The sequence below is a fragment of the uncultured Psychroserpens sp. genome, from assembly GCF_947492715.1.
In the GTDB taxonomy this organism is placed as follows: domain Bacteria; phylum Bacteroidota; class Bacteroidia; order Flavobacteriales; family Flavobacteriaceae; genus Psychroserpens.
In genome coordinates, this window is record NZ_CANLNS010000001.1 from 1003099 (window position 1) to 1016102 (window position 13004).

The window sequence follows — 13004 nt, forward strand, 5'->3', positions numbered from 1 at the left end:
TTGTTTCGATTTGGTTTTGCTAATATGAAACTTATTTTCAATTAATCAGTTAAAACACATAAAAAATCGATGAAATGCATTGTTTTTTAACATTTACAAAGTGATAAGCAGAAAAATCTTACATTTTTTAAAGCAAATATTTCTTATGAAAACAAAAAAGCCACTTACATAAGTGGCTTAAATTTTTTAGTAATTGCTAATTTTATAATATCATCTCAGGAATATCGCCATCAATAATTAAAGTGCCTTCGGTGGCGCTTTCAATATCTTCAACAGATACACCTGGAGCACGCTCTAAAAGTTTAAACCCCTCATTTGTTACTTCCATAACAGCAAGATTAGTTACCACTTTCTTAACACAACCAACTCCCGTTAATGGCAATGAGCAACGCTTCAATAGTTTTGACGCACCTGCTCTATTGGTATGCATCATGGCAACAATAATATTTTCGGCACTTGCAACTAAATCCATTGCGCCTCCCATACCTTTTACCATCTTCCCTGGGATTTTCCAATTAGCAATATCTCCATTTTCAGCTACTTCCATAGCTCCTAAAATGGTTAAATCTACATGCTGCCCTCTTATCATTGAAAAACTCGTAGCTGAATCGAAAAAACTAGCTCCAGGTAATGTTGTAATTGTTTGCTTTCCTGCATTAATAATATCGGCATCTTCCTCTCCTTCAAAAGGAAAAGGTCCCATTCCTAGTACGCCGTTTTCACTTTGAAACTCTACTTCTATATCATCGCGAACATAATTGGCTACCAATGTTGGGATGCCTATACCAAGATTAACGTAGTATCCATCCTGAACTTCTTTGGCAATGCGTTTTGCGATTCCGTTTTTATCTAACATAATTAATCTCTTTGTCTAACAGTTCTTTGTTCAATTCGTTTTTCATAACGTGCTCCTTGAAAGATACGTTTTACAAATATGCCTGGAATATGTATTTGGTTTGGATCTAAAGTTCCAACAGGAACAAGTTCCTCAACCTCAGCTACAGTAATTTTTGCAGCACCACACATATTTGGATTAAAATTTCTGGCAGTTCCTTTAAAAATAAGGTTACCTGCTTCGTCACCTTTCCAAGCTTTTACAAAAGCAAAATCGGCTTTAAATGCATACTCTAAAACATACATTTTACCATCAAATTCTCTGGTTTCTTTTCCATCGGCAACTTCCGTTCCATAACCAGCAGGTGTATATACTGCTGGAAAGCCTGCTTGTGCAGCTCTACAACGCTCGGCTAACGTTCCTTGAGGAATTAACTCTACTTCCAATTCACCAGACAACATTTGTCTTTCAAACTCATCATTTTCTCCTACATACGAAGAGGTCATTTTATCTATTTGCTTTCCTTGTAACAATAATCCCAGTCCAAAATCATCAACACCAGCATTATTAGAGATACATTTAAGTCCTTTAACGCCTAAACGCACCAATTCTGCAATAGAATTTTCTGGTATTCCTGATAGCCCAAAACCACCAAACATAAAGGTCATATTATCTGAAACACCTTGTAATGCTTCTTGAACATTAGCTACTTTTTTACTAATCATTTGTCTTTAATTTAGCATTGGAAAATTACAAAATAAAAAAGCCATTCAAAAATGAATGGCTTGTGATTTTATAATAAAATTGTGCTTTAAAAATCGAGCACATCTTCCAATTCGTCTGATGGGTCTTTCCCTTCACCATCATTGCCTTTCCATTTGCTACAATCTACTTCTATTGAAAGGTCTGCTGGCTTTTCAAAACTCTCTTTAGAAATGCCTAGGTCTTTATCTGCGTAGCACGCCTTCATGTATAATCCCCAAATTGGAAGTGCCATTGAAGCCCCTTGACCATAAGCAATGGTCTTAAAATGTGCTGCTCTATCTTCGGCACCAACCCAAACACCTGTAACTAAATTTGGAACCATTCCCATAAACCAACCGTCACTTTGGTTCTGAGTTGTTCCTGTTTTACCTGCTATTGGATTAGTAAGCTCGTAAGGATATCCCGTAATTATTTCTTTATATAATGTTTGATTTGCTCTCCAGCTACCTCTTAATCTGCTTCCAGAACCAGACTGTACAACCCCTTCCATTAAGTTTACCGTTGTATATGCCACTTCTGCACTTAAGACGTCTTTAGTTTCTGGGGTAAATTGATACAATATTGTGCCATTTTTATCTTCTATACGCGTTACCATAACTGGTTTGTTATAAACTCCTTTATTAGCAAAAGTAGAGTAAGCAGCTACCATTTCATAGACGCTAATATCTGGTGTCCCCAAGGCAATAGCTGGCACAGGAGGGATATCTGAATCTACGCCTAAATTTCGAGCCATATCAATCACAGGTTCTGGTCCAACTTTATCCATCAAGCGTGCTGTTGCTGTATTAACAGAATTGGCCAAAGCATCTTTTAGAGACAAGAAACCGTCATAGCGTCCATCTGAGTTTTTCGCAGTCCAAGGCTCTGGGTTTCCATATTTATTAGCTTCAATAGTAATCTGTTGTCTTGGAATTGTATCGCAAGGCGATAAATGTAACTGATCTATGGCTGTAGCATATACAAATGGTTTAAACGTAGATCCCACTTGCCGTTTACCTTGTTTCACATGATCATACTGAAAATGTCTATAATTCATTCCTCCAACCCATGCTTTAACATGTCCTGTTTGTGGATCCATAGACATCATTCCTGGTTGCAAGAATGACTTATAATAACGCATAGAATCGATAGGTTTCATAACGGTATCTATTTCACTAGGCTTGCCGTCTTTCCATGCAAATATGCTCATTTGAGCAGGCTTATAAAACGAATCTCTGATCTCCTTTTCCGATTTACCATTTGCCTTCATAACACGCCAACGTTCTGACCTTGACATGCTTCGGTTCATTAAATCTTCTATCTCGTCTTTATCCAATTCTAAAAAAGGCGCTGTTTTATTTCGATCAGGTGTGTTTTGATTATCAAATTCGGCCTGAAGTCTAGGCATATGAAGAGCTACAGCATCTTCGGCATACTTTTGCATTCGCGAATCAATAGTTGTGAAAATCTTGAGTCCGTCATTATACAAATTATACTTTGAGCCATCTGGCTTTGGATTGTTTTTTATCCATTCTTTCATAAACTTATCTAAATAAGCTCTAAAATAAGTTGCTGTTCCTTCACGATGCGTTTCCGGCGAAAAATTTAAGTCTAATTCTCTAGCCTGTAAGCTATCTTTTAAGGCTTCGGAAATGTACTCGTACTTATACATTTGAGCTAGAACAACATTACGTCTATTCTTTACTCCAACAGGATTACGCGATGGTATTGGATTGTATAAAGATGAGTTTTTAAACATTCCTACCAGCATTGCCGATTCTTTTAAGTCGAGGTCTTTAGGCTCTTTTCCAAAGTAAATCCGAGAAGCGCTTCTAATACCATCTGCATTATTTCCAAAGTCATAAATATTAAAATACATCGCTATAATTTCTTCTTTGGTGTACTGGCGTTCTAAACGAATGGCAATTACCCACTCTCTAACTTTTTGAAAGATTCTTTGAAATTTGTTAGATGAAACTTGTTTTGTAAAAAGTTGTTTTGCCAATTGTTGAGACACAGTACTAGCTCCTCCTCCTCTTCCTAATTTTGATATTGCTCTTAGCGTTCCTCGAACATCAATTCCGGCGTGATCATAATATCTAATATCTTCTGTAGCGACTAAAGCATCAACCAAATTTTTAGGTAATTCATCATAATCTACAGGAGTTCTATTATCATCTAAATAGAATTTTCCCAAAGTCTTATTATCTGATGAAATAATTTCAGTTGCTAAAAATGTTTTAGGGTTCTCAAGAATGGTATGGTCTGGCATATCGCCTAAAAGTCCCCATGATGCTAGTAAAAACATGGAAAAAAAAGCGATAACACCTCCAGTAAAAATCATCCAAAATCGTCGAACATATTTTGAAAAATCTTGAGTTGAATTATTTGTAGATTTCTTTTTTGCTGTCGTTTTCTTTGCCATAATCAAGGTGTTTGCGCATGCTCTATTCTAAAACCAACATCTGTGATGCCTTCCAATTTATCAATACCATCAACACTACCATTTTGTCTCATGGCTTGTTGTATATTGATTGTATACTCTCCTTGTTCATTAAAAACAAAAGGAGTTTTATGTCCTTTGTACCACAATTTATTTTCTTTTACGTCTGTAAATCCCGTACCTAAAAAGGTGCCATCTGGATTTGTCATTGCGTATTCTAATGTATCGACTAAGGTCTTTCCATTAGGATAGTTAAGTTCTACAATCAGAAATAAATTGCTGTATTTAAAATCTTCTGTATTTCTTAGGTTAACAAATAAGTTGTAATTACTAGTAGAATCTGGCGGAGTTACTTTGAACTCAATAACATTATTCTTATCCCATTGGTCTGGAACAGATTTGTACTCATCAAACACTCTATTAGCGTCACAAGACACTGTAATAATTACAATGAGTAAACCAATGAACCAATACTTATTTTTTTGCATTGTTATTTTTCGATTTATTACGACGTCTTTGCTTCCCTTTATTATTTCTACGTTTGTTTTTACGTTTTGGATTATCAAAACGCGTTAAACTATCTTGACCAACAACGTTTTCAAACTCTGTTTTAGTATTTTCAATAAGTTCAGAAGCGTATTCTTCTAGGCTCGCCACTTTTTCTTTACGCTTGTTCTTCTCAATTATTTCATTCGCTTGTTCTGTAGTTAATTTATGCCAATTCATCCATTCTCCTTCATAGGCATACCACATATGACCTTTAAAGATGTCTGTTTTTTGACAAACTGCTTTACCTTTTTCGGTATATAATCGTGTTTCGGTTTTTGGGAAAGCCTTCAGAGCATCTAAATAAGCATCGAGTTCATAATTTAAGCAGCACTTCAGTTTCCCACATTGTCCAGCTAGTTTAAGCGGGTTTAAAGAAAGTTGTTGGTATCGCGCTGCAGATGTACTTACAGATCTAAAATCGGTAAGCCAAGTAGAACAACATAATTCTCTACCACAAGAACCAATACCTCCAAGTCTTGCGGCTTCTTGGCGAAAACCTACTTGTTTCATCTCAATACGCGTTCTAAATTCACGCGCAAATACTTTAATTAATTCTCTAAAATCTACTCGCTCTTCGGCTGTATAATAAAATGTTGCCTTGCTAGCATCTCCTTGATATTCAATATCGGAGATTTTCATTTGAAGTTTTAAATCAATAGCAAATTGCCTTGCCTTGACTTTCATTGGTTCTTCTTTATCTCTTGCAGAAGACCAAATATCAATATCTTTCTGACTTGCCTTACGGTAAATTTTTAAGACATTTTCTTCGTCATCAATATTGATTTTTTTACGTTTCATTTGAACTCTTACCAATTCTCCTGTAAGAGTCACCATCCCGATATCATGACCAGATTTGGCTTGCGTAGCTACAATATCTCCAATACTAAGTGTGAGGTTTTCTGTGTTTTTATAGTATTGTTTACGTCCATTTTTAAAACGCACTTCTATACCCTTAAAAGGCTCTTGTCCTTGTGGTAATGACATATTGGCCAACCAATCAAAAACAGTTAGTTTGTTGCAGCTATCTGTACCGCAAGTTCCATTGTTTTTACATCCTTTTGGTTGTCCGTCTTTTCCAGTTGAGCAACTGTTACAACTCATGAAATTTTATATATAATTCGGCAACTCAAATAGTTGTCGAATGACAATTAGTATTTATTTTGAAATGTAAAGATACTATTATTTATTAAGTAAAATAAATGCATATCTAGCTGCTACTTTTATAAAATCAGAAGGATACTTAGGTCTATTAATTATTTCGAAAATGAATCGAAAATATTTCTCAAATCCTTTTTATAAGGCAGGTGATCTGCTCTACCTTTTTTAAATATGTCATTGCTATTTCCTTGCCCCTTTCTTAGCGCTTTTTGTTCATCATAAGGAAGTCTATTTACTTCCATACATGCGGTCGAACAGCAATTCTCCATGTGCTCTTTGCAAGATGCGCATTGAATAAATAAAAGATGACAAGCTTCATTAGCACAATTCGTATGCATATCTGCAGGTTGGCCGCACTGATGACAATTGGCAATAACGTCTTCACTTATGCGTTCAGATCGTCTTTGATCGAAAACAAAATTCTTACCTAAAAACTTATTCTCTAAGTCATTGGCTTCAACCTGCCTCACGTAGTTAATAATTCCGCCTTCCAGCTGGAATACATTTTTAAATCCTTTATGTTTATAGTATGCACTCGCTTTCTCACAACGAATCCCTCCAGTGCAATACATCACTAAATTCTTGTCTTCTTTATGTTCCTTTAAGTCTTCTTCTATTAAATCTAACGACTCTCTAAACGTATCAACATCTGGAGTAATAGCGTTCTTAAAATGCCCTATTTCACTTTCATAGTGGTTGCGCATATCTACCAAAACAGTATTGGGATCTTCAATAAGATTGTTGAATTGTTCGGCACCTACATGAACCCCTTTATTTGTCACATCAAACGTATCGTCGTTCAATCCGTCTGCCACTATTTTTTTACGCACTTTAACTTTCAGTTTTAAAAATGCAAAATTATCATGCTCAACAGCAATGTTTAATCTTACATTTTCTAAAAATGTAATAGTATCTAAGTGATTTTTAAATGTTTCAAAGTTTTCTGCTGGAACAGAAAGTTGGGCATTAATTCCTTCATGAGCCACGTATATTCTACCTAGGACATCTTGTTCGTCCCACGCTAAAAACAAATGATTTCTGAAAATTTCGGTATTGCCAATTTTGGCGTACTTGTAGAAAGAGATTGTTAAGCGTTCTTTTCCCGCTTTTTCAATAAGTTCGGCTCTTTCCTTAGCACTTAAGTTATTGTACAGTTGCATGCTATACTAATTTTAAGGTTAAAAAGATTATTTTAAAATGCAAAGATATTCTTTTTCAAAGAATATCAAATGCTTGTAATAAAAAAGCCCTTTAGACTTTCTAAAGGGCTTTTTTGAGGACTAACTCGTTATTAATATTTTAAAATGTTCATCTTAAAACTAATACGAGTTAGCCTCCATCGGCTTTACAATTACTGTTTACATGGACAGTAACTGAAACACCTAATGCGTTGTTAAAAATAATTTTTCTAAAAAATCTCATTCCTCTGTAAGAATTGAATTTTGGATAAGCCATTTAAGGCTTGGTTATCATAGCAAGATTTCCCAATCTCAATTAGTAGATGCAAAAACTTTAAAAAGGTTGCGTCATAACCCTAAAAAAAATTAAAAGATGTTGTATTTTAGCTTTCCGCTATCAAAATAGTATTCATTAAAAATATTCAGATCAATGAGCAGTGAAAAAGAAGCAAAATTAAAGGCATTAAAACTAACATTAGACAAACTAGACAAGGCATACGGAAAGGGTACCGTTATGAAGATGAGTGACCAAGCAGTCATAGATGTAGATTCGATTTCTTCTGGATCTTTAGGTTTAGATATTGCTTTAGGTGTTGGTGGTTATCCTCGAGGACGCGTTATAGAAATATATGGCCCAGAATCATCAGGTAAAACAACATTAACATTACACGCTATTGCTGAGGCACAAAAAGCTGGAGGTATTGCTGCTTTTATTGATGCAGAACACGCCTTTGACAGAACATATGCCGAAAACTTGAATGTAGATATTGATAATTTAATTATTTCTCAACCTGACAATGGAGAGCAAGCTCTAGAAATTGCAGATAATCTTATCCGTTCTGGTGCAATTGATATTGTGGTTATAGATTCTGTAGCGGCCTTAACACCTAAAAGTGAGATTGAAGGCGAAATGGGAGATTCAAAAATGGGATTGCACGCTCGATTAATGTCTCAAGCCCTAAGAAAATTAACAGGTTCTATTAGCAAAACGAATTGTACAGTAATCTTTATTAACCAATTGCGTGAAAAAATTGGTGTTATGTTCGGAAACCCTGAAACAACAACTGGTGGTAATGCATTAAAGTTCTACGCTTCTGTACGTTTAGATATTAGACGATCAACACAAATTAAAGAATCTGACGGAAATGTTGCTGGAAACAAGACTAGAGTAAAAGTTGTAAAAAACAAAGTAGCTCCTCCTTTTAAAATGTGTGAATTTGATATCATGTATGGTGAAGGAATTTCTAAAGTGGGAGAAATATTAGATATTGCTGTAGATCTCGAAATTATAAAAAAGAGCGGATCATGGTTTAGCTATGGAGACACCAAGTTAGGTCAAGGAAGAGATGCTGTAAAAGCATTAATAAAAGATAATCCAGAATTAATGGAAGAGCTAGAAGATAAAGTTCGAGAAAGCATTAATTCTTAGGCAATAATCACATATAAAATAAAAAAATCCCTCTTTTTGGGATTTTTTTTTGTTTTTAGACGCAACCTTTTGCTATGTTGTGCATCTATTAATAGAAATCGATACGTATTTCTAAATTTAAAATGAATATGAAAAAGATAATTTTATTAAGCTTTTTGATGTTTTCGTTGTTCTCTTGTGAGATTTCAGACGACAACCCAAATTTTTATTATGAAGCCTTGCCTGTTGAATCTGTGGATATGCCTGAAACATTTCAATTTGGTGAAACCTATGAAATTTTGTTGACTTATATAAAGCCAACAGATTGCCACGTGTACAACAACTTGTTTTATGAAAGTGATTTAAATCAACGGGATATTGCAATAGTTACTGCAGTATTTCCTGATAATGGATGTACTGAACTTAATGAAGAGGAAGAAGTTTCTTTTAATTTTAAAGTAACAAATACAGGCATATATACATTTAGGTTTTGGCAAGGCGAAGATTCTAGTAGTGGTCTTGACACCTATTTGATTGTAGAAGTTCCAGTAGAAGAATAAAAACTAAATAAACCTAACCATTTGAGTTTAGAACAACTCATAGAGCGATGTAAAAAAAATGATGCTCAAGCACAAAGTCAACTATATAAGCTATATGCGAGTAAACTGTTTTCGATTTGCTTGAAGTATTCACGTAACTATGCCGAGGCAGAAGACAATTTGCAGGATGCATACATTACGGTTTTTAAAAAAATAGATCAGTTTAAAAACAAAGGCTCTTTAGAAGGTTGGATGAAACGAATAACGATTAACACTGCATTACAAAGGTATAGAAGTGCTGGTGTTTTTGACATTATTAATGAAGATCGAATTGAAGATGTAAGCGTTGATGTAGATGATGATGATATTAGCATTGATTTTTTGCTAAACATTATTCAAGAATTACCTGATCGTTATCGATTGGTATTTAATTTATATGCCTTAGACGATTATTCGCATAAGGAAATTGCGAACATGTTAGATATTTCGACAGGAACATCAAAATCAAATTTAGCTAGAGCTAGATTGATTTTAAAAGATAAAATAGAACAATACAAAGCGAAACCCAATTCGCAAAGTTTATAATGAGTGAAAAGAAAAACATAGACAAACTCTTTAAAGAGCAACTCAAAGATTTTGAGGTTGCTCCTAATGATGCTGTCTGGGAAAATATAGAGCGTGAGCTCCATAAAGACAAGCGCAAGCGTCGTGTTATTCCTATCTGGTGGAAAATAGCAGGTGTTGCCGCTGCGTTACTTTTATTATTTACCGTAGGACAAAAATTGTTTAGTCCTAATGACAGTGCTATCGAGCAAGAAGTTGTTGATACAAATAAGTCAAGTAACGATACTAGCAATGATACTAACGATACAGGTAACACAAAATCTTCAGACTTAAATACATCTAAAGATTTAGACGATACGCCAATTGTAGATAATCATAATTCTAAAAATGATGACCACAGTAGTATCACCGACAATTCAAACAACGATTTAACAAATTCAGAAGATTCAAATAACAAAACGACAGTAGTCTCTTCAAAAGAAAAAAAGAAGACATCATCATTTAAAGATAAATCGCTAATAAAAAACAAATCTTTGAAAGAACATGCCGTTGCAAATAAAAATAACAACCAACTTCCTCAGAAAAATAAAACAAAGACAGCAACCACTGTTAACACAAACAAAGAAGCTGTAGCCAATACCTCAAACGATTCTAAATTAAACAAAGACAATGATTTAAACCCTGTTAACAAGGAGAAATCTGAAATTGACAAACTCATAAATGACATCAAAAAATCTAAAGAAACTCAAGTAACTTCTTCGACTCCTGATAAAGAAAATGCGGCATTAGCTATAGATACATCAAAATCAAAAGACGCAATTAAAAAAGAAAATGATATTGAAACAGCCATTGCAGAAGCCGAAAAAAATAAAGATGAAACCGAAGAACCAGAAGAGCTTCTAAAACGCTGGAGTGTTGCTCCTAATGTAGCACCTGTTTATTTTAATACTCTAGGGAAAGGATCTCCAATTGACGATCAATTCATTAACAACACCAAAGAAGGCGATGTTAATGTAAGTTATGGTGTTAAAGGAAGTTATGCTATTAATAAAAAATTAAAAATTAGAGCTGGTATTAATAAGGTAGATCTTGGGTATACTACAAATAATGTTGTGGCATTTACAAGACCTACAAGCTCTGGTAATAATACGAGGCAATTGCAAAATATTAAGCTTCATGATTCTACCACCACATTTATTAGTGCCAATAGTATAAGCTATACAACTGGTCCTGAGATTCTATTTACAAAAGAACAAGGCTCAATAGACCAACAGCTTGGTTTTATTGAAGTACCAATAGAAGTTGAGTACAGCCTAATAGATAAAAAAATAGGCTTAAACCTTATTGGAGGGTTTAGTACGCTGTTTTTGAGTAATAATGAAATATACTCGGTTCAAAATAATGGCGATAGAGCATTTTTAGGTGAAGCTACAAATATTAACGATATGAGTTATAGTGCCAATTTTGGAATTGGAGTGAACTATAACATTTCAAAACAATTACGATTTAATCTTGAACCTACGTTCAAGTATCAAATTAACACCTTTAATGATACGTCTGGTGATTTCCAACCGTTCTTCATTGGTGTTTATACAGGACTTAGTTTTAAGTTTTAGGTTTTTTAGTTGGTTAGATAGTTATTGCAAACTTCGCAATGATGACGAAAAGCTGCTCTGTGCCAAGGGCAGCTTTTTTTAACCGTTATATAGGTCTAATTGCTGTAACAATAAGTTCCGCGCTTCTTTATTAACACCTTTAGTGTCTTCTATAGTTAATCCTTCGGTTGAAATAAACTTATGAATTTTTGCACGCATTTTTCCAGGGCTTCCACTAAAAAAAGTATATGAAAATCGCTTTTTGTTATCCCCAAAAGTAATTGGAACAATAGGAATATGATGGTTAATTGCCATTCTAAAAGCACCATCTTTAAAATCATCTAAGATCACATCTTCGTCAGGTACTCCTCCTTCAGGAAAGATACAAATGCTCATCCCTTGTTTGAGTCGTCGCTGTGCTCTTAGAAACACCGTTTGCCTACTTTTAGCACTACTTCTATCTACTAAAATACTTGTTCGTTTATAAAAGAATCCAAATAATGGGATTTTTGCTAGCTCTTTTTTCCCTACAAATACAAAAGGGTTCTTTACAGTCACAAGCATCAACATGATATCAGTCATAGATGTATGATTGGCAATAAACATATAGCTTTTTTCAGGTTCGGGCGTTTGCTCTCGCTCTATCTTAACACGAAAACCCATACCAATTAAAATGAAACGCGCCCAAAAACGAGCAAGTTTAAAAAAGAAGGGATACCATGACTCTTTTAAAATAGAAAGTATTAAAATTGGTAAGAGTACAACAATGGGTAAAGCCACTAAAATATAGAACCAAATGCGGTATAATAACCAAAATATGTACTTAAAAAACTTCATATGCGCCAAAAGTACACAATTGTTTTGAGCTATTTAATTAAAAAAAATACCTTTGCTGACGATATAAGTTTAATTTATTAAAACAGATTTCCGCTGGAGTCTATCTTAAGCGGAGCCGAAAGGCGGAACGTAAATATGGCAAGAATACTTACAGGAATACAAAGTACAGGAACACCACACTTAGGTAATATACTAGGCGCTATTATACCTGCAATAGAGATGGCAAATGACGATACAAATGATTCGTTTCTGTTTATCGCAGACATGCACTCGTTAACGCAAATAAAAGATGCAGAAACACTTCGTCAAAACACATATTCAACGGCCGCAACATGGTTAGCATTTGGATTAGACATTAATAATACGGTCTTTTATAGACAAAGTGATATTCCTCAGGTTACTGAGTTATCATGGTATTTAAGTTGTTTCTTCCCTTTCCAACGTTTAACCTTAGCTCATAGTTTTAAAGATAAATCAGACCGCTTGGAAGATGTGAATGCTGGATTATTCACCTACCCAATGTTGATGGCTGCCGATATTCTCTTGTATGATTCTGAAATTATCCCTGTTGGAAAAGATCAGCTGCAACATATAGAAATGACACGTGATGTTGCTTCTCGTTTTCATGCTAAAATGGGAGGTGAAACGTTTGTTTTACCAGAAGGAAAAGTTCATAAAAATACCATGCTCGTTCCGGGAACTGATGGCGCGAAAATGAGTAAGAGTAAAGGAAATATTATAAATATCTTCTTACCTGAGAAAAAATTGCGCAAGCAAATTATGTCGATAGAAACCGACAGTACTCCTCTTGAAGATCCTAAAGATTGGAAAACGTGTAACTGTTTCGCTTTATATGCCTTATTAGCTTCTGAAGACAAGATTAAAACTATGAAAGCTAATTATGAGAATGGTGGTTATGGTTACGGCCATGCTAAACAAGCGCTATTTGAATTAATCATAGAAAAGTTTTCTACACAGCGTGAACGTTACAATCATTATATGGCCAACCTCAACGAAGTAGATGATGCTCTAGCCGTTGGTGCCGAAAAAGCTAAAGCGGTTGCTAATGACGTTTTAAAGCGAGTACGCGAAAAGGTTGGATACTAGGTAACATTTGAATCCTATTTCATACTAATTAGGTATGATACGATCTT

Annotated in this window: 12 protein-coding genes; 5 read left to right on the forward strand and 7 right to left on the reverse strand. The window is 34.6% G+C overall.

Annotation, left to right across the window (positions count from 1 at the left end):
• Positions 1-202: 202 nt before the first annotated feature.
• From Q0787_RS04430 to Q0787_RS04455, 6 genes are all read right to left on the reverse strand, one after another.
• Entirely contained in the window at positions 203-856 is a 654-nt protein-coding gene (locus Q0787_RS04430) for a CoA transferase subunit B (RefSeq protein WP_298901038.1), read from the reverse strand.
• Between the two features lie 2 nt (positions 857-858).
• Complete coding sequence (locus tag Q0787_RS04435; protein ID WP_298901039.1) at positions 859-1560, reverse strand: CoA transferase subunit A; 702 nt, start codon at positions 1558-1560, stop codon at positions 859-861.
• Between the two features lie 86 nt (positions 1561-1646).
• Positions 1647-4004: a transglycosylase domain-containing protein gene (locus Q0787_RS04440; protein WP_298901040.1), complete on the reverse strand. Its 2358-nt coding sequence runs from the start codon at positions 4002-4004 to the stop codon at positions 1647-1649.
• A 2-nt stretch (positions 4005-4006) separates the two neighbouring features.
• Complete coding sequence (locus Q0787_RS04445; RefSeq protein WP_298901041.1) at positions 4007-4510, reverse strand: gliding motility lipoprotein GldH; 504 nt, start codon at positions 4508-4510, stop codon at positions 4007-4009.
• Positions 4497-5672, reverse strand: a complete 1176-nt coding sequence (gene ricT / locus Q0787_RS04450) for a regulatory iron-sulfur-containing complex subunit RicT (protein WP_298901042.1) — start codon at positions 5670-5672, stop codon at positions 4497-4499. The genes Q0787_RS04445 and ricT overlap by 14 nt, the downstream gene beginning before the upstream one ends.
• Positions 5673-5824: 152 nt before the next feature.
• Positions 5825-6889: a rhodanese-related sulfurtransferase gene (locus Q0787_RS04455; protein WP_298901043.1), complete on the reverse strand. Its 1065-nt coding sequence runs from the start codon at positions 6887-6889 to the stop codon at positions 5825-5827.
• A gap of 448 nt (positions 6890-7337) precedes the next feature.
• Here Q0787_RS04455 and recA point away from each other — a divergent pair, with 448 nt between their 5' ends.
• From recA to Q0787_RS04475, 4 genes are all read left to right on the forward strand, one after another.
• Positions 7338-8336: a recombinase RecA gene (gene recA, locus Q0787_RS04460; protein WP_298901044.1), complete on the forward strand. Its 999-nt coding sequence runs from the start codon at positions 7338-7340 to the stop codon at positions 8334-8336.
• Between the two features lie 128 nt (positions 8337-8464).
• Entirely contained in the window at positions 8465-8875 is a 411-nt protein-coding gene (locus Q0787_RS04465) for a hypothetical protein (protein ID WP_298901045.1), read from the forward strand.
• Positions 8876-8896: 21 nt separating this feature from the next.
• Entirely contained in the window at positions 8897-9439 is a 543-nt protein-coding gene (locus Q0787_RS04470; protein ID WP_298901046.1) for an RNA polymerase sigma factor, read from the forward strand.
• Positions 9439-11034: a hypothetical protein gene (locus Q0787_RS04475; RefSeq protein WP_298901047.1), complete on the forward strand. Its 1596-nt coding sequence runs from the start codon at positions 9439-9441 to the stop codon at positions 11032-11034. The genes Q0787_RS04470 and Q0787_RS04475 overlap by 1 nt, the downstream gene beginning before the upstream one ends.
• Positions 11035-11112: 78 nt before the next feature.
• Here Q0787_RS04475 and Q0787_RS04480 read toward each other — a convergent pair whose 3' ends face one another.
• Positions 11113-11850, reverse strand: coding sequence for a 1-acyl-sn-glycerol-3-phosphate acyltransferase (locus Q0787_RS04480; RefSeq protein ID WP_298901048.1), 738 nt, complete (start codon positions 11848-11850; stop codon positions 11113-11115).
• 135 nt (positions 11851-11985) lie between these two features.
• On the opposite strand from Q0787_RS04480, the gene trpS reads away from it, so the two are divergent.
• Positions 11986-12957, forward strand: coding sequence for a tryptophan--tRNA ligase (gene trpS, locus Q0787_RS04485; RefSeq protein WP_298901049.1), 972 nt, complete (start codon positions 11986-11988; stop codon positions 12955-12957).
• Positions 12958-13004: the final 47 nt, after the last annotated feature.